Origin of the sequence: Streptomyces sp. NPDC048142 (genome assembly GCF_043202835.1) — a bacterium.
GTDB lineage: Bacteria > Actinomycetota > Actinomycetes > Streptomycetales > Streptomycetaceae > Streptomyces.
In genome coordinates, this window is the sequence record NZ_JBIDBC010000017.1 from 19,915 (window position 1) to 44,294 (window position 24,380).

Annotated in this window: 23 protein-coding genes and 1 tRNA gene; 17 read left to right on the plus strand and 7 right to left on the minus strand. The window is 72.0% G+C overall.

Annotated elements, in window-relative coordinates; all coding sequences use genetic code 11:
• Positions 1-31 precede the first annotated feature (31 nt).
• Complete coding sequence (locus ACGF2Y_RS21495; RefSeq protein ID WP_392949761.1) at positions 32-769, minus strand: DUF461 domain-containing protein; 738 nt, start codon at positions 767-769, stop codon at positions 32-34.
• Positions 770-1,538: 769 nt separating this feature from the next.
• Here ACGF2Y_RS21495 and ACGF2Y_RS21500 point away from each other — a divergent pair.
• The 7 genes from ACGF2Y_RS21500 to ACGF2Y_RS21530 all read left to right on the plus strand — a co-directional run bounded on the left by ACGF2Y_RS21500 (position 1,539) and on the right by ACGF2Y_RS21530 (position 8,803).
• Positions 1,539-2,021 carry a CarD family transcriptional regulator gene (locus tag ACGF2Y_RS21500; protein ID WP_003953493.1) on the plus strand — a complete coding sequence of 161 codons (483 nt, stop codon included), beginning with the start codon at positions 1,539-1,541 and terminating at the stop codon, positions 2,019-2,021.
• A 455-nt stretch (positions 2,022-2,476) separates the two neighbouring features.
• Positions 2,477-3,244 carry a 2-C-methyl-D-erythritol 4-phosphate cytidylyltransferase gene (gene ispD / locus ACGF2Y_RS21505; RefSeq protein WP_392949763.1) on the plus strand — a complete coding sequence of 256 codons (768 nt, stop codon included), beginning with the start codon at positions 2,477-2,479 and terminating at the stop codon, positions 3,242-3,244.
• Positions 3,234-3,752: a 2-C-methyl-D-erythritol 2,4-cyclodiphosphate synthase gene (gene ispF, locus ACGF2Y_RS21510; RefSeq protein ID WP_392949766.1), complete on the plus strand. Its 519-nt coding sequence runs from the start codon at positions 3,234-3,236 to the stop codon at positions 3,750-3,752. Before ispD ends, ispF begins: the two co-directional genes overlap by 11 nt.
• Positions 3,753-3,922: 170 nt before the next feature.
• On the plus strand, positions 3,923-4,327 hold the full coding sequence (locus ACGF2Y_RS21515) for a PPOX class F420-dependent oxidoreductase (protein WP_392949768.1): 405 nt from the start codon (positions 3,923-3,925) through the stop codon (positions 4,325-4,327).
• Positions 4,328-4,520: 193 nt separating this feature from the next.
• The gene (cysS, locus tag ACGF2Y_RS21520) at positions 4,521-5,921 is read left to right on the plus strand and encodes a cysteine--tRNA ligase (RefSeq protein WP_392949771.1); all 1,401 of its coding nucleotides are present in this window, start codon (positions 4,521-4,523) and stop codon (positions 5,919-5,921) included.
• A gap of 98 nt (positions 5,922-6,019) precedes the next feature.
• Positions 6,020-6,976 carry a 23S rRNA (guanosine(2251)-2'-O)-methyltransferase RlmB gene (rlmB, locus tag ACGF2Y_RS21525; RefSeq protein WP_392949773.1) on the plus strand — a complete coding sequence of 319 codons (957 nt, stop codon included), beginning with the start codon at positions 6,020-6,022 and terminating at the stop codon, positions 6,974-6,976.
• Positions 6,977-7,198: 222 nt separating this feature from the next.
• Positions 7,199-8,803 carry a DoxX family membrane protein gene (locus tag ACGF2Y_RS21530; protein ID WP_392949775.1) on the plus strand — a complete coding sequence of 535 codons (1,605 nt, stop codon included), beginning with the start codon at positions 7,199-7,201 and terminating at the stop codon, positions 8,801-8,803.
• 88 nt (positions 8,804-8,891) lie between these two features.
• Here ACGF2Y_RS21530 and ACGF2Y_RS21535 read toward each other — a convergent pair whose 3' ends face one another.
• The 3 genes from ACGF2Y_RS21535 to ACGF2Y_RS21545 form a co-directional block, all read right to left on the minus strand.
• Positions 8,892-9,608, minus strand: coding sequence for an NDP-sugar synthase (locus ACGF2Y_RS21535; protein WP_392949778.1), 717 nt, complete (start codon positions 9,606-9,608; stop codon positions 8,892-8,894).
• Positions 9,609-9,672: 64 nt separating this feature from the next.
• On the minus strand, positions 9,673-10,086 hold the full coding sequence (locus ACGF2Y_RS21540; RefSeq protein WP_392949781.1) for a hypothetical protein: 414 nt from the start codon (positions 10,084-10,086) through the stop codon (positions 9,673-9,675).
• 236 nt (positions 10,087-10,322) lie between these two features.
• Positions 10,323-11,459 (minus strand): ABC transporter ATP-binding protein, encoded by a 1,137-nt coding sequence (locus ACGF2Y_RS21545; protein WP_392949784.1) that lies wholly within the window; start codon positions 11,457-11,459, stop codon positions 10,323-10,325.
• Between the two features lie 199 nt (positions 11,460-11,658).
• Between ACGF2Y_RS21545 and ACGF2Y_RS21550 the strand changes: the two genes are divergently transcribed.
• The 7 genes from ACGF2Y_RS21550 to ACGF2Y_RS21580 all read left to right on the plus strand — a co-directional run bounded on the left by ACGF2Y_RS21550 (position 11,659) and on the right by ACGF2Y_RS21580 (position 18,468).
• A tRNA-Thr gene (locus ACGF2Y_RS21550) sits at positions 11,659-11,732 on the plus strand.
• 328 nt (positions 11,733-12,060) lie between these two features.
• The gene (locus tag ACGF2Y_RS21555) at positions 12,061-12,585 is read left to right on the plus strand and encodes a toxin-antitoxin system HicB family antitoxin (protein WP_392949787.1); all 525 of its coding nucleotides are present in this window, start codon (positions 12,061-12,063) and stop codon (positions 12,583-12,585) included.
• Positions 12,586-12,703: 118 nt separating this feature from the next.
• Complete coding sequence (locus ACGF2Y_RS21560) at positions 12,704-13,594, plus strand: DUF4097 domain-containing protein (protein ID WP_392949790.1); 891 nt, start codon at positions 12,704-12,706, stop codon at positions 13,592-13,594.
• A 132-nt stretch (positions 13,595-13,726) separates the two neighbouring features.
• Positions 13,727-14,767, plus strand: a complete 1,041-nt coding sequence (locus tag ACGF2Y_RS21565) for an ATP-binding cassette domain-containing protein (protein WP_392949793.1) — start codon at positions 13,727-13,729, stop codon at positions 14,765-14,767.
• Positions 14,764-15,555, plus strand: a complete 792-nt coding sequence (locus tag ACGF2Y_RS21570) for an ABC transporter permease (RefSeq protein WP_392949795.1) — start codon at positions 14,764-14,766, stop codon at positions 15,553-15,555. The genes ACGF2Y_RS21565 and ACGF2Y_RS21570 overlap by 4 nt, the downstream gene beginning before the upstream one ends.
• A gap of 282 nt (positions 15,556-15,837) precedes the next feature.
• On the plus strand, positions 15,838-16,752 hold the full coding sequence (locus ACGF2Y_RS21575; protein WP_392949798.1) for a diiron oxygenase: 915 nt from the start codon (positions 15,838-15,840) through the stop codon (positions 16,750-16,752).
• 9 nt (positions 16,753-16,761) lie between these two features.
• Positions 16,762-18,468 carry an FAD-dependent oxidoreductase gene (locus tag ACGF2Y_RS21580; RefSeq protein WP_392949800.1) on the plus strand — a complete coding sequence of 569 codons (1,707 nt, stop codon included), beginning with the start codon at positions 16,762-16,764 and terminating at the stop codon, positions 18,466-18,468.
• A gap of 179 nt (positions 18,469-18,647) precedes the next feature.
• On the opposite strand, the gene ACGF2Y_RS21585 is transcribed toward ACGF2Y_RS21580, so the two are convergent.
• Complete coding sequence (locus ACGF2Y_RS21585; protein ID WP_392949803.1) at positions 18,648-20,048, minus strand: NAD(P)/FAD-dependent oxidoreductase; 1,401 nt, start codon at positions 20,046-20,048, stop codon at positions 18,648-18,650.
• Positions 20,049-20,191: 143 nt separating this feature from the next.
• Between ACGF2Y_RS21585 and ACGF2Y_RS21590 the strand changes: the two genes are divergently transcribed.
• Positions 20,192-21,106: an aminoglycoside phosphotransferase family protein gene (locus tag ACGF2Y_RS21590; RefSeq protein ID WP_392949806.1), complete on the plus strand. Its 915-nt coding sequence runs from the start codon at positions 20,192-20,194 to the stop codon at positions 21,104-21,106.
• Positions 21,107-21,261: 155 nt separating this feature from the next.
• On the opposite strand, the gene ACGF2Y_RS21595 is transcribed toward ACGF2Y_RS21590, so the two are convergent.
• Positions 21,262-22,455, minus strand: a complete 1,194-nt coding sequence (locus tag ACGF2Y_RS21595; RefSeq protein WP_392949808.1) for an NAD(P)-binding protein — start codon at positions 22,453-22,455, stop codon at positions 21,262-21,264.
• A 102-nt stretch (positions 22,456-22,557) separates the two neighbouring features.
• Here ACGF2Y_RS21595 and ACGF2Y_RS21600 point away from each other — a divergent pair, with 102 nt between their 5' ends.
• Complete coding sequence (locus ACGF2Y_RS21600; protein ID WP_392949810.1) at positions 22,558-23,331, plus strand: pentapeptide repeat-containing protein; 774 nt, start codon at positions 22,558-22,560, stop codon at positions 23,329-23,331.
• A gap of 36 nt (positions 23,332-23,367) precedes the next feature.
• Here the strand turns inward: ACGF2Y_RS21600 and ACGF2Y_RS21605 are convergent, their stop codons facing one another.
• A complete protein-coding gene (locus tag ACGF2Y_RS21605) occupies positions 23,368-23,865 on the minus strand; it encodes a hypothetical protein (protein ID WP_392949813.1) in 498 nt (165 codons plus the stop codon).
• A gap of 218 nt (positions 23,866-24,083) precedes the next feature.
• On the opposite strand from ACGF2Y_RS21605, the gene ACGF2Y_RS21610 reads away from it, so the two are divergent.
• Positions 24,084-24,329, plus strand: coding sequence for a hypothetical protein (locus tag ACGF2Y_RS21610; RefSeq protein ID WP_392949815.1), 246 nt, complete (start codon positions 24,084-24,086; stop codon positions 24,327-24,329).
• Positions 24,330-24,380 lie beyond the last annotated feature (51 nt).

The following is a 24,380-nucleotide window of genomic DNA, read 5'->3' on the forward strand; positions in this document are numbered from 1 at the left end:
GTGCCCGCGTTACGGGGCCGGAGCAGCCGTGTCAGTGGGCCGCGGGCACCGAGGCGGCGTCGTCGCCCGCACTCTGCGTCCCCGCGTCGCCCTGCGTGCCCGTCTCGCCCTGCGTACCGGCATCGCCCTGGGCGCCCTCGGCGTCCGCGCCGTTCGCCGGCGTACCGGACGTCTCGCCCTCGGTCGCGCCGGTGGTCTCCCCGTCGCCGGACGCGTCGTCCGAGGACGCCGGGTTCGGCGCGGGCGCCTCCGCCTTCGGGCTGGGGCCGAAGTCCTTGAAGAAGCCCTCGGCCGGGAAGACGCTGGCGCCGAGACCGACATCGCCGGTCCGGCTGAGCTTGAAGACGACCTGCTGGACGTCGCCGTCGCGCGCGGCCTCGCCGCCGTTCTCGATCACGGCGGCGGCGTTGCCCTTGCCACCGATGATGACCTGGCCGCCGGCCGGGACCACGATGGGGCCCTTGCCCGTGGCGGCCCGGAGCTTCACCTCGGCGTCGCTGCCGGGCAGCGTGACGGCCTCCAGCACCTCACGTTCGGTGCCGTCGTTGAACAGCGTCGCCGAGACGACGGCGGGGCCGTCCGCACCGCCATCGGGCAGCGTGAGCACGTTCACGTTCTGGATCTTGATGTCGCCCACCGAGGTGGCCGGGTTGTCCGGCCTGACCTTGAGCGTCTCGGCGTTGTTGCCCGCCGCACAGGCGGACAGGGAGACGATCGAGAGCACGGTGGCGGTGGCGGCGAGGGCGCCGTGTCGAAGGCTGCGGCTCACGGCGGCGGCAACTCCTTGAACAATCGGACTGCGGGCTTCGGACATCGGGCGCGGTGTAAAGCCGCCCTAAGGGTGTGTCAGCGCGCTTAGGCTACCGAGCCGCCGTGCACGCCCTGCACCCGACCCGCCCCCCGGGGCCAGTCGTCACCTTCCCGCCTGCCGGGCGATGCCGGGCAGCCGCGCTCGCGGCGTTGCCGAAATGCCCCCTGAGCCCTTCGTCGAGCTCTCGGCTCCGTTCGAGCGGGGGCGGCCCTCCGGGACCCTCCCGGCGGGCCGCCCCACCGCGGCAAGTCCGCCGAACGGTCCGCGCGGTGTTGTCGTGGGGTGTTCTACCGGCCGGTACGCCATGTGCCGTTCACGTAATCCGCGTGATCAATTCTTCCGCCCGCGTTGTGGCTTCTTCTCCATTTCCCCGCTTCGCGGCGGAAAGGTGCCGCACCGGTGCGGCTTGATCAATTTCATTGTGGCCCGGCAGTTACGTTCGTACGGGTGAGCGGTCACCGAACGGAGTAGGGAATGATCGTCATCCTGAAACCGACAAACCGGTACTTTCGCCCTCTTCTGCGGGGCTTCCGGTCCGTGCGACGTGGATGTTTCGCTCCGGGTGCACAGCGGCTCCGACCTGCGAATACCGTCTTCCGGAAGCCTTCCGCAGCACGTTCGTGTTGCAGTTGTCAAGCCCCGAGATATGCCCTGACCTGCGAAAACGCCATTCAGGAGATGCGGTTCTCGTGTTACTCTGGATAGCCACGGAAGGGGTACCTGTCACATGACGTTCAAGGTTGGCGACACCGTGGTCTATCCCCATCACGGGGCCGCGCTGATCGAGGCTATCGAAACTCGCCAGATCAAAGGCGTGGACAAGACCTACTTGGTGCTCAAGGTCGCCCAGGGCGACTTGACGGTTCGTGTGCCGGCGGACAATGCGGAGTTCGTGGGCGTGCGCGACGTAGTCGGGCAGGACGGGCTGGACCGGGTCTTCGAGGTGCTGCGCGCACCGTATGCCGAAGAGCCGACGAACTGGTCCCGGCGGTACAAGGCAAATCTCGAAAAGCTCGCTTCCGGCGATGTCATCAAGGTCGCCGAAGTAGTGCGTGACCTGTGGCGTCGGGAGCGCGAGCGCGGTCTCTCCGCCGGCGAGAAGCGCATGCTCGCCAAAGCCCGCCAGATCCTGGTGAGCGAGCTCGCTCTCGCGGAGAACACGAACGAGGACAAGGCCGAGGCGCTGCTCGACGAGGTCCTCGCGTCCTGAAACCGGATCACACCGGTCGTATGAATGTGCCGCGGTGCCCGCTGACCAGCCGTTTTCACGCTGTGTCGTCGGGCGCTGCGGCATGTTCCGACCTGAATCCGTGCATCCGGACCCACAAGCGCGCTTACGGAGTCGACCGGACCGACAGATTCCGCTTCCGGTGTCCGACTGCCGGTCATCCCCGTGCCTGCGGTGTGACCCGTGTAGGCGGTGGCCGTCGGAAGGTGGCGGCCCCCGGTGCTGCGTGAGCGTCCGATGCGACCTGCGCTCGACCGGGTGTCACGGAAGGGGCCCGGTGCGAGTCAGGGCGTCACGCCCGGCTCGCTGGGCCCCTACCCATGTCGGTCGTGGAAACAAACCTGCCGAACCTTCGGACCTTCCCACTCGGACCCCTCGGACCTTCTCGGACCCCCTCGGACCTTCTCGGACCTTCTCGGACCTTCGGAGTGCAACCGATGTCATCGACGCCACCCCCGACCGACCGGCCGCGCCCTCCCCGTACCGCCGCGGTGATCCCCGCCGCCGGGCGGGGCGTGCGGCTCGGGCCGGGCGCGCCCAAGGCCCTCCGGGTGCTCGGCGGGACGCCCATGCTGATCCACGCCATCCGCGCCATGGCCGCGTCCCGCGCCGTCTCCCTCGTCGTGGTCGTCGCGCCGCCGGACGGCGCGCCCGAGGTGAAGCACCTCCTGGACGAGCACGCGCTGCCCGAACGCACCGACTATCTGGTGGTGCCGGGCGGTGAAACCCGCCAGGAGTCCGTGCGCCTGGGCCTCGACGCACTGCCCGAGGACGTCTCCGTCGTCCTGGTCCACGACGCCGCCCGCCCGCTGGTGCCGGTCGACACGGTCGACGCGGTCGCCGCCGCCGTACGGGACGGAGCGCCCGCCGTCGTCCCCGCGCTGCCCCTCGCGGACACCGTCAAGGAGGTCGAGCCCGCCGGGACGCCCGGGGAGCCGGAGCCGGTCCTCGCCACTCCCGTACGGGCCAGGCTGCGCGCGGTGCAGACCCCGCAGGGCTTCGACCGGGACACGCTGGAGCGGGCGCACGCCGAGGTCGCGGTCGACGGAGAGGGCGCCACGGACGACGCGGGCATGGTGGAACGCCTCGGGCAGCCGGTGGTCGTCGTCCCCGGCCACGAGGAGGCGTTCAAGGTGACCCGTCCGCTCGACCTGGTACTGGCCGAAGCGGTACTCGCCCGCAGGAGGGCCAACGATGGTTTCTGAGCAGCACGCGGCGGGGGGCCCCGCCGCGCCCGTCATCCCGCTCGTCGGGATCGGCACCGACATCCACGCCTTCGAAGAGGGCCGCGAGCTGTGGTGCGCGGGCCTGAAGTGGGAGGGCGAGGGCCCCGGTCTGGCCGGCCACTCGGACGCCGACGTCGTCGCGCACGCCGCCTGCAACGCGCTCTTCTCCGCCGCCGGGCTCGGCGACCTCGGGCAGCACTTCGGCACCGGCCGCCCCGAGTGGTCCGGGGCCGCGGGCATCACGCTGCTCACCGAAGCCGGCCGGATCGTCCGCGCCGGGGGCTTCGAGATCGGGAACGTCGCCGTCCAGGTCGTCGGCCTCCGCCCGAAGATCGGCAAGCGGCGCGATGAGGCCCAGAAGGTGCTGTCCGCCGCGGTGGGCGCGCCGGTCTCGCTCTCCGCCGCCACCTCCGACGGGCTCGGCTTCACCGGCCGGGGCGAGGGCATCGCGGGCATCGCGACCGCCCTGGTCTACCGGACCGGCTGACCCGCCGGGGCCCTCGTCCTCGGCCTCGCCCTCGTCGGCGTACCGGCCGGGGCGGCGGCACCGGCGTTCACTCGTCCGGCGGGACGCGGCGGGAAGGAAGAGGGGGCGCGCACGGTTACGGGGTAGAAGCATCGGACCGATCGCTCCGCAGGCACCAGGAGGACGTACGCATGACCGCCGCACTCTCCGCCGAGCTCAAGAACCTGCTCGACAGTCCCGTGTTCGTCAACATCGCCACCATCCAGCCCGACGGCAGCCCGCAGGTCTCCCCGGTCTGGGTCAAGCGCGACGGCGACGACGTCCTGATCTCCACCACCGTCGGCCGCCGCAAGGAGAAGAACCTCCGCCGCGACCCGCGCGTCACCGTGCTCGTCCAGCCCTTCGACTCCCCGTACACCTACGCCGAGATCCGCGGTGAGGCGACGCTGACGACGGACGGCGGGCAGGAACTCATCGACGAGCTCTCGGTGAAGTACACCGGCAAGCCGTACGCGGAGTTCAACCCGAACTCCGGCGCCGACGCCCCCCGCGTGGTCGTCCGCGTCTCCCCGCGCAAGGTCGTCGGCAGCCTGTAGCGCGCCTGGAGCCCGTGTAGCCCCAGAGCGAGCTTTCGGACCCCCGGAGAGAGGCGTGAGGACGCTCTCCGGGGCCTCCGGTGACCGGTTCGGGGGCTCCGGCGACCGGTTCGGGGCATCCCGGTACCAGAAAGTTGTCCCCGCGATCCCCAAGGGTCGCGGGGCACTGGTGCGGGCCTACTACCCTTGAGACGTGACTCTTCGCCTGCACGACACCAACGCCCGGCAGATCCGTGACTTCGTCCCGCTCACAGCGGGCTGCGTCTCGATCTACCTCTGTGGCGCCACGGTCCAGGCAGCACCGCACATCGGCCACATCCGCTCGGGCCTGAACTTCGACATCATGCGCCGCTGGTTCACGTACCGCGGCTACGACGTCACGTTCATCCGGAACGTCACCGACATCGACGACAAGATCATCGCGAAGTCCGCCGAACAGGGCCGCCCGTGGTGGTCGATCGGCTACGAGAACGAGCGCGCGTTCAACGACGGCTACGACGCGCTCGGCTGCCTGCCGCCCACCTACGAGCCCCGCGCCACCGGCCACATCCCCGAGATGATCGAGATGATGCGCGGCCTGATCGAGCGCGGCCACGCCTACGAGGCCGACGGCAACGTCTACTTCGACGTGCGCTCCCTGCCCGGCTACCTGGAGCTCTCCAACCAGGAGCTGGACGATCTGCGCCAGCCCTCCGGCGACGGCGAGACCGGCAAGCGCGACCAGCGCGACTTCGCCATGTGGAAGGCCACGAAGCCGGGCGAGCCCAGCTGGGAGACGCCCTGGGGCCGCGGCCGGCCCGGCTGGCACCTGGAGTGCTCCGCGATGGCCCACAAGTACCTGGGCTCCGCCTTCGACATCCACGGCGGCGGCATCGACCTGATCTTCCCGCACCACGAGAACGAGATCGCCCAGGCCAAGGCGTACGGCGACGCATTCGCCACGTACTGGGTGCACAACGGCTGGGTCACCATGTCCGGCGAGAAGATGTCGAAGTCGCTGGGCAACTCCGTCCTCGTCAGCGAGATGGTCAAGCACTGGCGCCCGATCGTGCTGCGCTACTACCTCGGCACCCCGCACTACCGGTCGATGATCGAGTACAGCGAGGAGGCCCTGCGCGAGGCCGAGTCCGCGTTCGCGCGGATCGAGGGGTTCGTCCAGCGCGCCATCGAGAAGGCCGGGGAGGTCGTTCCCCCCGCCGCCGAAGTGCCGGCCGCCTTCGCCGAGGCGATGGACGAGGACCTCGGCGTCCCCGGGGCCCTCGCGATCATCCACACCACCGTCCGCCAGGGCAACAGCGCGCTCGCCGCCGACGACAAGGAAGCCGCCGCCGCCCGCCTCGCCGAGGTCCGGGCGATGCTCGGCGTCCTCGGCCTGGACCCGCTCGACCCGCACTGGGCGGGCGAGAGCGACCGGGGCGAGGACCTGCACGACGTCGTCGACACCCTCGTCCGCCTCGTCCTCGACCAGCGGCAGTCGGCCCGCGACCGCAAGGACTGGGCCGCCGCCGACGCCATCCGTGACCAGCTGGGCCGGTCCGGCCTCGTCATCGAGGACAGCCCCACCGGCCCCCGATGGACGCTGGGACCGCGCTGAGCACCCGCTCCGAGCAGTGAGATTGTGCCGCCCGGCGGTCCGGGCGGCACACTTTCCCTATACGTACGTACGTCTGAAAGCAACGAAACAGGTAGATCATGGCCGGGAACAGCCAACGCAGGAACCGCCGCACGTCCAACAAGAAGGGCATGCAGGTCGGCAGCGGTGGCCAGCGACGCCGTGGTCTCGAAGGCAAGGGACCGACGCCGCCCGCCTCCGCCCGCAAGGGACACAAGAAGAACCGGATCGCCGGCGCCCAGGCCAAGCAGGCCGCGGCCCGCCGCCCCGCCCCCCGGCGCGGCGGCGTGAAGGGCACCTCGGAGATGGTCGTCGGCCGTAACCCGGTCTACGAGGCCCTGCGCGACGGCGTGCCCGCCGTCACCCTGTACGTCCAGCAGTACATCGACAACGACGAGCGCGTCCGCGACGCCCTCAAGCTCGCGGGCGAGCGCGGCAACATCAACCTGATGGAGGCCCCGCGCCCCGAGCTGGACCGGATGACGAACGGCCTGAACCACCAGGGCCTCGTCCTCCAGGTCCCGCCGTACGAGTACGCGCACCCGGAGGACCTCACCGCCGCCGCGTACGACAACAACGAGGACCCGCTGATCGTCGCCCTCGACGGCGTGACCGACCCGCGCAACCTCGGCGCGATCGTCCGCTCGGTCTCCGCGTTCGGCGGCCACGGCGTGGTCGTCCCCGAGCGCCGCGCGGCCGGCATGACCGCCGGCGCGTGGAAGTCCTCCGCCGGTACGGCGGCCCGCACGCCCGTCTCCCGGGTCACCAACCTCACCCGCGCGCTGGAGGGCTACCAGAGGGCGGGCCTCACGGTCGTCGGCCTGGCCGCCGACGGCGAGCACACGGTGGAGGACCTGGAGCAGCTGGCGGGGCCGGTCGTCATCGTCATCGGCAGCGAGGGCAAGGGCCTTGGCCGGCTCGTCGGTGAGACCTGCGACTACCGGGTGCGGATCTCGATGCCCGGCGGCGCGGAGTCGCTCAACGCCGGCGTCGCTGCGGGCATCGTGCTGTACGAGGTGGCGCGCCGCCGCGGATAGCCGCGCGCGGAGTCGGCGCGCCGCCGCGGGGCGGTCGCGCGGGCCCGACGGGGCCGCGGCGTTCGCGCGGCGACACGCCCGGCAACCGGCTCGCCCGACGGGCGAGTTGACGCGCGAACGCCGAACACAGTTCCAGGATGCCCGAGTTTGGCCTGATCTTGACGGGTCTCGGACACATCCGGGTGGTCAAGGCAGTGTCCTAACCACACATCACTCGGTTAGATGAGTGTGGACACCAGAACGCCTCGGTTCGACGAGCAACCCGCCCTGAGCATGACCAAGGTGGACAGCGACCCCGCGCAGGTCATCGTCAACCACGCCAGCTTCCGGGTGCAGCTCGCCCCGGGCCAGCGCGCACGGCTGCGCGGTGCCCCCGCGGAGACGGCCCGCATCCCCGCCATGAGCGGCGCCGCCGGAGGCCGCCGGCGGGCACCGGTCGTCTGGAGCGGCAAGTCCGCTCCCGGCGACCCCGGCGCTACGGGCCTCCTCCAGGCCGTGCGCAACTCCACCGCCGGACACCTCGACGCCGGACTCGGCGGGGTCTCCGGGGGCGGGAGCGAAGCGGGCGCGACACAGGTCATCCCGCTCCTGGAGGAGACGCAGCCCACCCCCGTACTGACCGCCCCCCACCAGCCGGGACGCACCGGTCCGCTGCTGCCGCCCATGCGGCAGGCCGTCGGCGCGTACGACGGCCCGGTCGACGGGCCCGGCCGGCCCGGCGCCGTCGATGACTACGACGCGGCCGACGAATCCGCCGAGTCCCGCGCCCGGAAGGGCAACAACGACCCCGTCCGGCACGCCTATTACCCCGGCCACCGGATGAACCTGGGCGTCGTCCTGCTCCCCATGCGGGTGCTCCTGGGCTTCATCTCCATCTACGCCGGCATGGGCAAGCTGTGCGACCCCGTCTACTTCGACGGCGGCGAGCGCGGCTCGATGGTGAAGTGGCTGACCTCCCTGCACCCGTGGGCGCTGGCCGAGCCGCTGCGCGACTTCGCGCTCTCCCACCCGGTCGGCGCCGGACTGACCGTCGCCTTCCTCCAGGTCGTGGTCGGCGTGCTCACCGTCCTCGGCCTCTGGCAGCGGGTCGCCGCCGCGTTCGGCGCGCTGCTCTCCGCCGCACTGCTGGTGACGGTGAGCTGGCGCACGGTCGCGGTGTACGACGCCCCCGACATCATCCTGCTGGCCGCCTGGAGCCCGCTGATCATCGCGGGCGCGCCGGTCTACTCCGTGGACGGCCGGCTGGCCGGGGAAGCCTGGCGCAAGCTCGGCCCGCGCTCGGAGATCTGGGACCTGCGCCGCCGGGTGCTGCGCCGGGGCACCGTCGTCGCGGCGGTCGTCGTCGGCCTCACCCTGCTGCTCGGCTCCATCCTCGGCGGCGCCGTCCGCTCCACCGAGGTCGTCACCGTCCCCGGCCGCAACGACAACCCCACCAACCGCCTCCCCGGCATGCCGCTGCCCCAGGAATCCACCGGTGAGCGCCAGGCCTCCCGTACGCCGGAGCGGGAGCGCGCGCCGGAGCCGACCCGCTCCGGCGCGGCCACCACGCCCGCCCCCGGGCCGGGCGCGACCCGCGACTCCGGCGGCCAGAGCACCGGTTCGGGCACCGAGCCCAGCCAGACCCAGGGCACGGGCCAGGCACCCCCGCAGCAGTCCGCCCCGCAGGAGCCCCCCGCCACCACCAGCGCCGGACCCACTTCGTCCGGCTCCGCCGGCGACGGCTCCTCCGGCGGCGGCGAACCGGCACCCACCGGCGGTTCCACCTCCGGCGGCGAGGGATCGACCTCGGGCGGCGGCCGGAACCCCATCGGCGGCCTCCTCGGCTGACCCGTACCCGTACGAGAGCGACGAGGGCGGCCCCCACCCGGACGGACAACCGGGTGGGGGCCGCCCTTTGTGCGCGTGCGGGCGGCTGTCAGCCCGTACGGGAGCCGAGCTCGCGGGCCGCCTCGGTCAGGTCCTTCGCGGTGTCGATGGCCCGCCAGTACGCCCCGTTCGGCAGGGGATACCCGGCCAGCCGGCGCTCCCGGGCCAGCCGCGGGAACGTGGTCCGCTCGTGGTCGCCCCGGTCCGGCAGCAGCTTCGTGAACGCGGGCGAGAACACGTACACCCCGGCGTTGATCAGATACGGGGAGGGCGGCGACTCGATGAAGTCCGTGATGTGCCCGAACGCGTCGGTCTCCACGGCACCCCACGGGATCCGGGGCCGGGCGAGAGCCAGGGTGGCGGTGGCGTCGCGCTCCGCGTGGAACGCGGCCATCTCACGCAGGGAGAAGCGCGTCCAGATGTCGCCGTTGGTGGCGTACCAGGGCTGCTCCGGATCGGGCAGCCGCCCGGCCGCGTACTTCAGGCCGCCGCCGCGCCCCAGCGGTTCGGTCTCCACGACGGTGGTGACCCGGAGCGGCAGCACGGCCGCCTCCAGCCACTCCTGGAGCACCTCGGCGAGATGCCCGCAGGAGACCACGGCGTCGGTGACCCCCTCGGCGGCCAGCCAGGACAGCTGATGGCCGATGATCGGAGTCCCGGTTCCCGGGATCTCGACCATCGGCTTGGGGCGGTCATCGGTGTACGGCCGCAGCCGCGACCCCTGGCCACCGGCAAGGATCACGGCCTGCGTCGGATACGTATGCATGGCAGGCACGATATGCGGTGCCCGCCGACGGAAGGAGGCGCGCTCCGCGCGGCCCCTCTCGGGCTCAGCTGAACTGCGCGACGCCGGAGGCGAACGAGGTGTCGCAGACGGGCCGGGAGAAGCGGTGCGCACGGGTCGGGCCGTACTGCTCGACGGCCGCCTTGCCGAGGGCCTTCGCGATCGACATGCAGTGGCGGGCGAGGGACGGGCGCTGCTCGACGGCACGCTGGAGGCCGGTGAGCGCGGTGCCCGGATCCTTCTCCTGGAGCTCCATGAGCAGCTTCTCGCGCAGGACGTCCTGCGGGGCGTGCGGCTTCGCGGGCTTGGACACCGTCTCCGAGGAGGCGGCCAGCAGCTGGGAATCGTTGTCCGACGCCGCCCACGGAACGCTGGTGACCGCGAGGGTCCCGGACAGAACCATGACGACGGGCAGGACGAGAGCGAGGGATCGGCCGATGCGGCGCGCGGTGTGGGTCACGCAGCGAGCGTAGCTGCCGGTGATGACTTGGCGACAATTCGTCACCCTCGCGAGGGACGGTTCGACGCGCCCTTTCGAATACGAAGTTGACGAGCTGGGGTGAAATGCCCTGTGTGCCGGGGTATTTGCCGCCGCCCGGCGTCGAAACCCAAACCCGCCGGGACCACGCAAACGGCCCCGCGTCCCTGGGCGTGCCAGTGGCGCGGGGCCGTGCGTACGGCACGGGGTGCGGCGCGTCAGTTGGTGAGACGCTCGCCGGTGGAGGTCGCGAAGACGTGCAGCTCGTCCGGGCGCGGGACGACGTGCAGCTCCGTGCCCTTCTCCGGGACGTCACGGCCGCCGACCCGGACGACCAGGTCCTTGTGCTCGCCGGCGAACTGGGCACCGCCGTAGACGAAGCCGTCGGCGCCGAGCTCCTCGACGACGTTGACGGAGACGGCGAGGCCGGCCGGCTTGTCCGAGGCGTCACTGGCCAGCGACTTCGCGGCAGCGCCACCGTGCTCGACGATGTCGAAGTGCTCGGGGCGGATGCCGACCGTGACGGTGGTGTCACCGCGGTCGGCGGCGGCGGAGAGCGCCTCGCGGGAGACCGGGACGACGCTGTTGCCGAACTTCACGCCGCCGTCGGTGATCGGGACCTCGACGAGGTTCATCGCGGGGGAGCCGATGAAGCCGGCGACGAAGAGGTTCGCGGGGCGGTCGTACATGTTGCGCGGCGAGTCGACCTGCTGGAGCAGTCCGTCCTTCAGCACCGCGACCCGGTCGCCCATGGTGAGGGCCTCGACCTGGTCGTGCGTGACGTACACGGTGGTGATGCCGAGACGGCGCTGCAGCGAGGCGATCTGCGTACGCGTGGAGACACGGAGCTTGGCGTCGAGGTTCGACAGCGGCTCGTCCATGAGGAAGACCTGCGGCTCACGCACGATGGCCCGGCCCATCGCCACACGCTGACGCTGGCCACCGGAGAGCGCCTTCGGCTTGCGGTCCAGGTAGTCGGTGAGGTCCAGCATCTTGGCGGCCTCTTCGACCTTCGCCCGGATCTCGGTCTTGTTGATACCGGCGATCTTCAGTGCGAAGCCCATGTTGTCCGCGACGGACATGTGCGGGTAGAGCGCGTAGTTCTGGAACACCATGGCGATGTCCCGGTCCTTCGGCGGCAGGTGCGTGACATCGCGGTCGCCGATGCGGATCGCACCGCCGTTGACATCCTCAAGACCCGCGAGCATGCGCAGGGAGGTCGACTTGCCACAACCGGAGGGACCGACGAGGACGAGGAACTCGCCGTCCGCGATGTCGATCTCGAGCTGGTCCACGGCCGGCTTCGTGGAGCCGGGGTAGACGCGGGACGCCTTGTCGAACGTGACACTGGCCATGCTGAATCTTCTCCTCAACCGGCAGGAACGTGCCGGACGATCCGAGTAGGGAGTGGTCTGGTCCACAGACGCGAACCTGCCGTGACGCTACCTGGCGTTTCCTGATCTGTCAGTAGCCCGGAGCACACGGATCGGTGGCCCGGAGCACACGGAAAACGCGGACGACGGGGGCGCGGGGTTGGTTAGACTGCTCCGGCACGCCTCCTTAGCTCAGCTGGCCAGAGCAACGCACTTGTAATGCGTAGGTCGTCGGTTCGAATCCGACAGGGGGCTCGGCGGGAAGCCCAGGTCAGATGCGCTCTGACCTGGGCTTTTTCTGTTCCCTCGCGCCCATTCCCCCTGCCGTGGCGGCCCCGGTGCGGGCCTGCGGTGCGTGGGCGGGCGTGGCGGCCGGTGCGGTGGCGGGTGTGGTGTGCGTGGAGCCACTGGCGTGCCGGGTGGCGCCATCTGGTGCCGTCGTGGTGCCACCTTCGGTCGATCGAGGTGCTCCTGCGGCGCCATTGCCGCGCTGCTGATCGTAACGTCGCAGGTCAGGGGCTCTCCTGCGAGTGGTGCGCCAGGATGGCTCGACGTGGTGCCACCTGTGTGCCATGATGGCGTCATGGATCTCACCCCCTACGTCGACAATCTCCGGCGGGAACTCGCCGTCGCCGCGGATGCCGGTGGCGACGAAGCCCGCGCCCTGGCCGAGCGGCTCAGCACACCCTTGGAGTCCGCTGTCCGGCTGACCCTGCTCAACGTGCTCTCCGCGGCGATGGGTGACGTGACCCGCGAGCTGGCTCCCGGTTCGGTCGACGTACGGCTGCGCGGGCTCGATCCCGAGTTCGTGGTGACACCGCCGACCGTGCCCGAGCCGGTGCGGGAGGCGCGGGAGCCGGTCGTGACTCCCGCCGTGGCCGCGCCTTTGGGCGGGGAGGCCGACGACGGCACCATGGTGCGGATCAACCTTCGCCTCCCCGCCCACCTCAAGGGCCGCGCCGAGAGCGCCGCGGCGGCCGAGGGGCTGTCGGTCAACGCCTGGCTCGTGCGGGCCGTGTCCGTCTCCCTCGACGGCGGGGGGCACGCGGGCGCATCGGGCCGGGGCAGGGATTCGGGCGGTCGCGGCTTCACCGGCTGGGTCCGCTGAGGGGGGCGGGCCAGGACGCCCCCTTGGGCCAGGTCATTCCCGTACCACTTTCACCAGCGGGTCGCCGGTCCGGCCGACGCCACTGATCCACTCACCTAGCCAAGAGGACGGAACAGCCATGCCTTCTTTCGAGACCCCCGAGCCGATCTCCGCCGTCATCGAGCTGGACGCCGGCACCGCCCGCATCACCGCCGGCAAGCGCACCGACACGGTCGTCGAGGTGCTGCCGGGCAACGGATCCGACGAGGACGACGTACGCGCCGTGCGGCAGACCCAGGTCTCCTGCGCGGGCGGTCGCCTCACCGTCAAGACCCCCAAGAAGCGGTCCCTGTTCGGCAAGCCGGGCGCCGTCGTCGTGAGCGTCGAACTGCCCGCGGGGTCCGAGGTGCGCGGCACCTCCGCCCTGGGCGGCTTCTCCTGCGAAGGCCCGCTCGGTGAGGTCCGGCTCACGACCTCGCTCGGCGACCTCCAGGTGGACGAGTCGGCCCGCGCCGAGCTCAGGACCGACCACGGCGACATCCGGCTGGTCCGCTCCACCGGGGACGCCGAAGTCGTCGGATCCGGCCGGGTGGAGATCGGTGCGGTCGCCGGGGCGGCGGTCGTCAAGAACGGCAACGGCACGACCGGGATCGACGAGGTCGGTGGTGAGCTGAAGGTCAACGCGGCCAACGGCGACATCTCCGTGGGCGTCGCGCACGGCAGCGTCGTCGCCAAGTCCGCCAACGGGCGGATCGAGATCGACGTCGCCCATGCCGGTGTCGAGGCGACCACCTCCAACGGGCGTATCCGTGTCGGCGACGTGACCCGTGGCCGTATCACTCTGCGCACCTCCGTCGGCGACCTCGAAGTCGGCATCCACGAGGGCACCGCCGCCTGGCTCGACCTGAACCCCAAGTTCGGCACCGTACGCAACTCGCTCGGCGCCGCCGCCGGCCCCGAGGACTCCGACGAGACCGTCGAGGTGCACGCCCGGAGCGGTGCCGGCGACATCATCGTCCGCCGCGCCTGATCCTGCGCCTGGCCCTGGCCTGGCCCTGTGCCTGATCCCGGTCCCGCGCCTGATCCACCGACTCTGCCCCTGCCCCTGACCCGTCCGCGCCCCCGCATGTGCCCAACTCGCCCTCGTGAAAGGGAAATCGGAATGGCCACCATCCGGACATCCGCACCGGTCGCCGCGCACAGCACCGCACAGGCGATCACCGCCACCGGACTGCGCAAGTCCTACGGCGACAAGGTCGTGCTCGACGGCATCGACCTGTCGGTGCCCGAGGGCACCGTCTTCTCCCTGCTCGGCCCCAACGGCGCGGGCAAGACGACCGCCGTCAAGATCCTCTCCACGCTCGTCACCGCCGACGCCGGCGAACTGAGCGTCGGCGGCCATGATCTGGCCGCCGACCCGCAGGCCGTACGTGCCGCGATCGGTGTCACGGGGCAGTTCTCCGCCGTGGACGGGCTGATCACCGGCGAGGAGAACATGCTGCTGATGGCGGACCTGCACCACCTTCCGCGCCGGGAGGGCCGCCGGGTCGCCGCCGAACTGCTGGAGCGTTTCGACCTCGTGGAGGCGGCGAAGAAGCCCGCCGCCGGCTACTCCGGCGGTATGAAGCGCCGCCTGGACATCGCGATGACGCTGGTCGGCTCCCCGCGGATCATCTTCCTCGACGAGCCGACCACGGGCCTGGACCCGCGTTCCCGCCACACCATGTGGGGAATCATCCGCGAGCTGGTCGCCGACGGCGTCACCGTCTTCCTCACCACCCAGTATCTGGAGGAGGCCGACGAGCTGGCCGACCGTATCGCCGTGCTCAACGACGGGCGGATCGCCGCCGAGGGCAGCGCCGACGAGTTGAAGAGGATCGTCCCGGGCGGGCACGTCCGGCTCCGCTTCACCGGCCCGGACGCCTACCGGTCCGCCGCCCTGGCCCTGCGTGAGGCCACCCTTCCCCAAGCTCTCGGCTCCGATCGAGCAGGGGGGACCCCCGTCGACGAGGCGCTGTCGCTCCGGATTCCCAGTGACGGCAGTCAGCGCGAACTGCGCTCCATCCTCGACTGGCTGGACTCGGCCGGTATCGAGGCGGACGAGCTGACCGTGCACACCCCCGACCTCGACGACGTGTTCTTCGCCCTCACGGGCTCCACCGTCCCCGCCCGGGGCAACCAGCCGAAGGAGGCTGTCCGATGAGCTCTCTCTCCCTCGCCCTGCGCGACTCGAACACCATGCTGCGCCGCAACCTTCTGCACGCCCGGCGCTACCCCTCCCTCACACTGAACCTGCTGCTCACACCTGTCATGCTCCTGCTGCTTTTCGTCTATATCTTCGGCGACGTGATGAGCGCGGGCATCGGCGGTGGAGGGGCCGACCGTTCCGAGTACATCGCCTACATCGTTCCGGGGCTGCTGATGATGACCATCGGCTCCACCGTGATCGGGACCGCGGTGTCCGTCTCCAACGACATGACCGAGGGCATCATCGCCCGCTTCCGCACCATGGCGATCCACCGCGGCTCCTTGCTCGTCGGGCATGTCCTCGGCAGCGTGCTGCAGAGCGTGCTGAGCGTGGTCCTGGTGGGCGCCGTCGCCGTGGCCATCGGCTTCAGGTCCACGGACGCCACGGCCGTGGAGTGGCTGGCGGCGTTCGGGCTGCTCGTGCTCTTCGCCGCCGCCCTCACCTGGATCGCGGTCGGCATGGGCCTGATCAGCCCGAACGCCGAGGCCGCCAGTAACAACGCCCTGCCGATGATCCTGCTCCCGCTCCTGTCCAGCGCCTTCATCCCGGTCGAGACGATGCCGGGCTGGTTCCGGCCGATCGCCGAGTACCAGCCGTTCACCCCCGCCATCGAGACCCTGCGCGGCTTGCTGCTCGGCAGCGAGATCGGCCACAACGGCTGGCTGGCCGTCGGCTGGAGCCTCGGTCTCGTGGTGCTCGGCTACCTCTGGTCGACCTCGAAGTTCAGCCAGGATCCCCGGTAGTCGGCGAGGAGGTGCGGTGCGGGGCCGGGCTGTTTTCTACCGAGGGGTAGGCGGCCCGCGCTCCTTGTTATACCTTGCGTCTAACAAGCGGATGGGCGTCCGGGGTCCGGTATCCGGGCAGCAGGGCTGTCGCCGTACTCCCGCCGCCACGCCGTACGCCCGCCTCACCAGGCCGCATGCACCACAGCAGGCTGTACGCACCGCACTTCACCAGGCTGTATGCACCGCACCGCACCGCACCACGAACAAGGATCACCGCACTCGACCCAAGGGAGCCGCAGCATGGCCGGCAGCACCGTTCCGTCGAAGGTCCAGGAGAGACCCGAGGACGACGACGTCGCGCGGCGGCTGCTCGACTCGGCCGCGCAGCTGGCGTACGACCCGGCCACCGAGGTGGACTGGGAGACGCCGCTGGACAAGGAGTTCCACGGCGCGAGCCCGGAGTGGAGCAGTCTCTACGGGACCGCGTACTGGCGCGAGTTGACCGAGGGGCAGCGCAAGGAGCTCACCCGGCAGGAGGCGGCCTCGGTCGCCAGCACCGGGATCTGGTTCGAGATGATCCTCCAGCAGATGGTGCTGCGCGACATCTACATGAAGGACCCGGCGGGCGCGGAGTTCCAGTGGGCGCTCACCGAGATAGCCGAGGAGTGCCGCCACTCGATCATGTTCGCGCGCGGCGCGCAGAAGCTCGGCGCACCCCACTACCGCCCCCGCCGCGCGGTGATGGAGCTGGGCAGGGCCTTCAAGACGCTGGCGTTCGGTGAGGCGGCGTACGCGGCGATCCTGGTCGCCGAGGAGGTCCTCGACGTGATGCAGCGGGACTGGATGCGCGACGGGCGGGTCGTGCCGTTCGTCCGCACGATCAACAACATTCATGTGGTGGAGGAGTCCCGGCACATGAAGTTCGCCCGGGACGAGACCCTCAAGCGCCTGGCGGGAGCGGGGTGGGCGCGGCGGCAGATCAACGCGTTCGTCGTCGCCGTCGCCTCGTACTTCATCGTGACCAGCATGGTGAATCCGGAGGTCTACCGGAAGGCCGGGCTGGACAAGAAGCGTGCACTGGCCGCCGCCCGGAGCAACGAGCACCACAAGTCGATGATGCGGTCCAGCTGTTCGGGGCTGATGGACTTCCTGGCCTCCGCCCGCCTGCTCACCAAGCCCGCCCTCGCGTTCTACAAGCGCGCGAACCTGATCTGAGCCGGGGCCATGACCTACGCCATCACCCAGACCTGCTGCAACGACGCCACCTGCGTGGCCGTGTGCCCGGTCAACTGCATCCACCCGACGCCGGAGGAACGTGCCTTCGGCAGCACGGAGATGCTCCACATCGATCCCCGGGCGTGCATCGACTGCGGAGCCTGCGCGGACGCCTGCCCGGTGGACGCGATCTTCCCGGTGGACGCGTTGGCAGCCGGGCAGCGGGAGTACGCGGACATCAACGCCGCCTATTTCGCGGGGGAGGAGGAGCAGCCTCCCGCCGGGGCGGACGTCGACGGGCCCACCTTCCACGTCTGGGGCGAGCCGGTCTTCGGGCGCAGTCTGCCGTCCGACTTCGGGCCGCTGCGGGTGGCCGTCGTCGGCACCGGTCCCGCCGGGATGTACGCCGCCCAGGACCTGTTGCTGCACACCGCCGCCGAGGTGACCCTGATCGACCGGCTGCCGGTGGCCGGCGGGCTCGTCCGGTACGGGGTGGCCCCCGACCACCCCGCGACGAAGAAGGTCGGCGACACCTTCTCCCGCTTCCACTCCCACCCCCGGGTCCGGATGTACCTGGGCATCGAGGTGGGCCGGGATGTCACCGCGGAGGAACTGGCCGCCCACCACGACGCGGTGATCTACGCGGTCGGCGCGTCGGCGGACCGGCGGCTCGGCATCCCCGGCGAGGAGAGCCCCGGCGGGGGAGGGGCCGGCGCGGGAGGCCTCGGGTGCCTGTCGGCGACCTCGTTCGTCGCCTGGTACAACGCCCATCCGGAGGCCGTCGCGCAGAGCGTCGACCTGTCCGCCGAGCGGGTCGTCGTGGTGGGCAACGGCAACGTCGCCCTCGACGTCGCCCGGATCCTGGTCGCCGACCCGGACGCGCTCGCGGGCACCGACATCGCCGCCCACGCGCTGGACGCTCTGCGGGCGAGCCGGGTCCGGGAAGTGGTGGTGCTGGGACGGCGGGGCCCCGAGGACGCCGCGTACACCCGCTCCGAAGTCCTCGCGCTGAAGCATCTGCCCGGCGTGGAGCTGGTCGTGGACGACCACGATCCGCGTACGGGGGCGGCGATCGACGCGGCCGGGGCGGGCGACCGGGCCGGGGTGCTCCGGGGGCTCGGCCGGGTACGGACGGACGCCGCGTCACCCGCGCCCGGTCGAGGGGCGGACCGGCGCATCGTGCTCCGCTTCCATTCCGAGCCGGTGGAGATCCTGGGCGACGGGCGCACGCGCTCCGTACGCGTCACGGACGGCGGCGGGGGAACGGCCGATCTCCGCGCCGGACTGCTGCTGCGGGCCATCGGCTACCGGGGGCTGCCGGTCCCCGGGCTGCCGTTCGACGAGGCCACGGGCACCGTCCCGCACGAGGGCGGCCGGGTCGCCGGGCTGCCCGGCAGCTATGTGGTCGGCTGGATCAAGCGGGGGCCCTCCGGCGGGATCGGCGCCAACCGCACCTGCGCGGCCGAGACGGTCGGCACGCTCCTGGCCGACGCGGTCGCCGGGACGCTGCCCGCGCCGGCGGGCGATGCCAAGGCGTTCCGGCGGCTGGTCCGGCAGCGCAACCGCCGGGTCGTGGACGCCCGGGGCCTGGCCGCGATCGACCGTGCCGAACGGGACCGGGGGCGGCGCGACGGGCGGCCCCGGGTGAAGCTCGCCACCGTCGAGGAGCTCGTCACGACGGCGAGAGCCGGGCGGCTGCTACGGCTGACCCGGTGATGTGCTGACCCGGTGACGGGCTGCCCCGGTAACCCGGCGACCGCTGCCCCGGTGACCTGCTGACGCGCTGTCTCGACGGGCGGCCCCGGCCCCGCGACTGACGCCGGACCCGGGCCCGCGCGGACTTCCGTGCCCCCGCGGACCTCCGCGCCCCGCGTCGACTTCCGTGCCCGCGCGGCTCAGTGGCGGCCCGCGATGCGGTCCGCCGCCCTGGCGATGGGGTCCGTGCCGGGGCGGGGCGAGGCCGTCTCCCGGCGGTCGGCGGTGCGGTAGGCCGCGTACATGGCGTGGACGCCGAGCCAGCGGAAGGGTTCCGGCTCCCAGCGGCGCACGCGGTGGTTCACCCAGGGCAGGGCGGTGAGATCCGTCGGGCCCGCCTGGCCGGAGTCCTGCTGGATCAGGTCGCGCAGGGTGCGGGCGGCGAGGTTGGCGGTGGCGACGCCGGAGCCGACGTAACCGCCCGCCCAGCCCAGGCCCGTGGAGCGGTCCAGGGTGACCGTGGCGCACCAGTCGCGCGGGACGCCGAGGACGCCGGACCAGGCGTGGTCGACGTGGACGCCCGCCGTGGTCGGGAAGAGCTTGACCATCAGGTCGCGCAGGGCGGCCACGGTGGCGGGCCGGGTGCGGCCGTCGTTGTCGGTGGCCGAGCCGAAGCGGTACGGGTGGCCGCGCCCGCCGAGCGCGATGCGGTCGTCCGCGGTGCGCTGGGCGTAGAAGTAGGCGTGGGCCATGTCGCCGAGGGTTTCGCGGCCCTCCCACCCGATCGTGTCCCAGATCCGGGCGGGGAGCGGCTCGGTGGCGATCATGGACGAGTTCATCGGGAGCCAGGTGCGCTTCTGGCCCTTGAGGCTCGCGGTGAAGCCCTCGGTGCAGCGCAGGACGTACGGGGCGCGGACCGTGCCGTACGGCGTCACCGCGTGCTTGGGCTTGATCTCGGTGACCGGCGTCGATTCGTGGATGGTGACGCCGAGCGCCTCGACCGCGTCCGCGAGGCCCTTGACCAGCTTGGCCGGGTGCAGCCGGGCGCCGTGCGGGGTCCAGGTGGAGCCGACGGCCCCGGTCACATGGACGCGCTCGGCCGTCTCGCGGGCGCCGCGCAGGACCCGGTCGGTCTCCCCGAAGGCGATCTCGACGCTGTGGAAGTCCTTGAGGCGGGCGAGTTGGGAGGGGGTGTGGGCCACCTCCAGGACGCCTCCCTGGTGGATGTCGGCGTCGATCTTCTCCTCGGCGGCGGTCCGGACGACCTCGCCGACCGTCTCGTTCATCGCCTTCTGGAGCCGTACGGCGGCGTCGTGGCCGTGCAGTTCGGCGTAACGGTCGCGCCCCGCGATGCCGTTGTACAGCCAGCCGCCGTTACGGCCGGAGGCCCCGTAACCGCAGAACTTGGCTTCCAGGACGGTGATGTTGAGGAAGGGGACGGCCTTCTTCAGGTAGTACGCCGTCCAGAGGCCGGTGTAGCCGCCGCCGACGATGCAGACGTCGACGCTCGTGTCGCCGGGGAGGGGTTCGCGCGGGGCGGGGGTGCCCTCCTGCGCGTACCAGAACGATATGCCGCCGACGACGGTACTGACGGTGCTCATGATGCCCCTGGTGTCCCTGTCCGGTGAGATGCCGAGCGTACGTGTGGCGGGACGTTACTGCGCGGGGGGCCGGCGAGGTAGGCAGGGCGGGCGGGGCTGGCGGGGCGTGAATCCGTTTGACGTAGGTTCCTAGGATCGGTGGTGTGATCGACATCCCGGACGAACTGATCGCTGCTCAGTCCGCCTTCGACGGAGACGCGGGCCGGGCCTTCGTCGCCGCCCTGCCGGACCTCGCCGAGAGCTTCCTGGAGCGGTGGGGGCTGCGGCCGGACGGCGCGTCGATGTACGGGATGTGCGCGCTGGTCCTGCCGGTGGTGCGGGAGGCGGACGGGCGGCCCGCCGCCCTGAAGCTCCAGGCGGTGAACGAGGAGACGGTGGACGAACCGGTCGCGCTGCGGGCGTGGTCGGCCGCGGGGGCCGGGGCGGTGGAACTGCTCGACCATGACCCCGGGACCGGCGCACTGCTGCTGGAACGGCTGGACGAGCGGCGGCCGTTGTCCGGCGAGGCCGATGTGCGGGAGGCGGTGACGGCCCTGGGTGCGGTGCTGGCCCGGCTGGTGGCGGTGCCCGCGCCGGAGGGGCTGCGCACGCTGGGCGAGGTGGCGGAGCGGATGCTCGCGGCGGTGCCGGAGCGGGTGGGCCTGCTGGCCGATGACGCGGACCGGCGGCTGCTCGTGGACTGCGCGGCGGCGGTGCGGGAGGTCGCGGGGGAGCCGGGGGACCGGCTGTTGCACTGGGACCTGCACTACGACAACGTCCTGGCCGGGCGCGCGGACGCGGGGCGGGCGGGGGAGTGGGTGGCGCTCGACCCGAAGCCGCTCGCGGGGGACCCGGGCTTCGAGCTGTTCCCGGCGCTGGGCAACCTGTTCGACGCCGAGGAGGTGCTGTGGCGGTTCGACGCGTTGACGGAGGCGCTGGGCCTGGAGCGCGACCGGGAGCGGGCGCGGGCCTGGACGCTGGGGCGGGCGCTCCAGTCCGGGCTGTGGGCGGCCGGGGACGGGGAGCGGCGGATCGCCCCGGACCATGCGGAGATCGCGCGGCGGTTGCTGGGGCGGTGAGGGACCGCCACGCCTGACGCCCCGGTCACGTCCCTGGCACCCGGCCACATCCCTGGCGTCCTGGCCACGCCTGACGTCCCGGCCGTGTTGTGTTCCTGACGTCCCGGTCGCGTCCCTGGCGTCCCGGTCCGGGGCCGCGCCCCCGGCCTCGTACCTCAGGTCCGGTTGAGGCCGATCCCGGAGCCGGAGCGCTGTCCGGCGGCCTTCATGGCGAGCATCGCGGCTTCGAGGCCGCTGGTGAAGGACACCTCGCTGAGGAGTCCGGGGGCGGCGACCTGGTCGCCCGCGAGGAAGATTCCGTCGCCCCGGACGACGGAGGGCCGGTCCCGCCAGGTGGTGCCGGGGCGGTCGACGGCCCCGGTGCGGCCCTCGGCGAGGGCCTCGCTGCGCCAGGTGGTGCGCTCCCGCCAGCCGGGGAAGCCGAGGTCGAGAAGCTCCTCGGCGCGGGCGGTGCCTGCCGCCCTGCGCGCGTCGGGGCCGATCGGGAACTGGCCCTGGAGCAGCTGTTCGCCGGCCGGGGCGAGACCGGGGTCCTGGGCGGTGAACCGTTCCAGCCAGCCGGGCGCGTCCAGGTCCGACACGACGGACGCGTCGCCGCGCCGGGTGCGTACCGCCAGGTCCACCAGGACCGTACGGCCGCTCTCCCAGGTGAGGGACGCGTCGTCGAGGAGGACGCGGGCGGAAGGGAGGGAGGTGGCGACGATCACCGGTCCGGTACGGGCGAGTTCGCCGAGCGTCCGGTTGTCGACGCGCGCGGCCGTCTCGATGACGGCCCCGAGGCCGCAGGCGTGCGCGGCCAGCCGTTCGATGAGCCGCGCCCAGCCGCCGACCGGGTAGCGGGCCTCCGGCGGGAGCGAGGTCAGGCGGCGGAAGCGCTCCTGGACGAACCGGGCGGAGAGCGACCCGGGGTCGTGGTGGAAGAGCGCGGTGGCGGCGAAGTTCGCGGCGGCCCGCGCCCCCTCCTCGCCGACCTGGCCGGTGGCCCAGTCCAGGAAGGTGCCGTCCACCGGGGCCGTGTGGGGGTCCCGGCGGGAGAGTCGCGGCAGGGCGGCGGGCGGGAGCCTGCGGGCGGCTCCCGCGCGGCGGAAGCGGAAGCGGAGGCCTTCGACGGGCGGTACGGGGACGACGGGACCGAGAAGACCGCGCCGGGCCAGCCAGGTCCAGTGCGGCCCGCGCCGGTACAGCGCGTGCGGACCTTCGTTGGCGCGGTACGGCCCGTCCGTGGTCCTGGCCCGGCCGCCGAGGACGCGGTGGCCCTCGTGCAGGGTGACCCGGGCGCCGGATTCGGCTGCGGTGATCGCGGCGGTGAGCCCGGCGAGGCCGCCGCCGATGACGTGGATCTGTTCCATGGCTGGATCTCCTTCGCAACTTTGATGATGCGACGGATCGGGGGCGGCGGCTCGTGACACGGTCGCCGGGGCGTTGTCAGTGGTGTGCGTCACGATGGAGGCATGGCAGCGAGCGAGGGCAGGGTGAGCAGGACGACGGGCACGACGGGGGCGGCCAGGGCGAGGGGCACGACCAGGGCGACGGGGACGGCCAGGGGGACGGGGGCGGCCAAGGGCAAGAAGGACGCGATCGCGGCGGCGCGGCGGCCGGAGGTGCGGCTGCCGCCGCTCGTTCCCTACGACGGCGAGGGCCTGGAGCCGGACGGGGACTACGACGGGGTGCGGTTCGACGGGGTGGACCTGGCGGACGCCTCGGGCCGGGGCGCCCGGTTCATGGACTGCGCCCTGGACGACTGCTGCCTGGACCGTACGGAGCTGGCGCGGGCCCGCTTCATCGACGCGGTGCTGACGGGCGTACGGGGCGTGGGCACGGACCTCGCGGAGGCGTCGCTGCGGGATGTGGAGGTGGTGGACGCACGGCTGGGCGGGGTGCAGCTGCACGGAGCGGTGCTGGAACGGGTGGTGGTGCGCGGCGGCAAGATCGACTATCTGAATCTGCGCAAGGCCCGGCTGAAGGACGTCGTCTTCGAGGGCTGCGTGCTCTCCGAGCCGGACTTCGGGGACGCGCATCTGGTCCGGGTCGAGTTCCGGGACTGCGTGCTGAAGCGGGCGGACTTCAGCGGGGTCCGGATGGAGTCGGTGGACCTGCGCGCGGTGGCCGAGCTGGACATCGCCCGGGGCGTGGACCGGCTGGCGGGCGCGGTGATCAGCCCGTCGCAGCTGATGGAGCTGGCCCCGGCGTTCGCGGCGCAGATCGGGGTGCGGGTGGAGGGGTGAGGCCGCCCGGCGCGGTCACGGGGCGCCGGCCGGTGGTCACATCCGGGGGAAGCGGGCCTGGAGGTCCCAGATCACGGGGTTGTCGGAGAGGCCCTCGTGCATGTCGGACAGGTCGGCGATCAGGTCGTGCAGGAAGTCGCGGGCCTCGCGGCGCAGGAGGGAGTGGCTGAAGGTGAGCGGGGGCTCGTCGCCGGGCATCCAGTCCGCCTCGACGTCGACCCACCCGAAGCGCCGCTCGAACAGCATCCGGTCCGAGGACTCGGTGAAGTCCAGCTCCGCGTACTGCTGCCGGTGCGAGCGGTTGCCGCGCGGATCCTGGTCGATCTGCTCGACGATGTCGCACAGCGCCCACGCGAAGTCGAGCACCGGCACCCATCCCCAGGCTGTGGACACCTCGCGGTCCGCTTTGGTGTCCGCGAGGTAGACGTCACCGGAGAACAGATCGTGCCGCAGCGCGCGGACGTCCGCGCGGCGGTAGTCGGTCTGCGGGGGATCGGGGAAGCGACGGGAGAGGGAGTAGCCGATGTCGAGCACGGATCGATGGTGTCATGCCCGGGGGTGGGCCTGACACGATCGAGTGAGTGTGCCGGATGTGCCGGACGCATATGCGGGGCGGCCTCTGGCCTCCGGCGTATGGTTCAGTTCGCCTCACGAGGCCCATCATCGGATCTTTCAGGAGAATCCGGGCCTATTCGCGAGTGCCTTCCGCGCCTTGGGCGTTTTCCCCGGCCCGTGAGATCTGGAGGAACCTGATGGGCACTGGTCTCAGTCACTTCCGCGGCTTCGTCGCCGAGAGCTTCCGCGACGAAGGCCGCGTAGAGGGTCGCGTAGAGGGCCGGGCCGAGGACATTCTGCGGATCCTCGCGGTGCGCGGTGTGTCCGTCCCGGACGAGGCGCGGCAGCGCGTCACCGCCTGCACGGACCTCGCGGTACTCGACGTGTGGTTCGAGCGGGCTGTCACCGCACCGACTGCCGACGCGGTGTTCGACGACAGCTGACCCTCGGAAGCAGAAGCAGAAGCAGAAGCGGAGACAGCGGCGGCCGGAGCG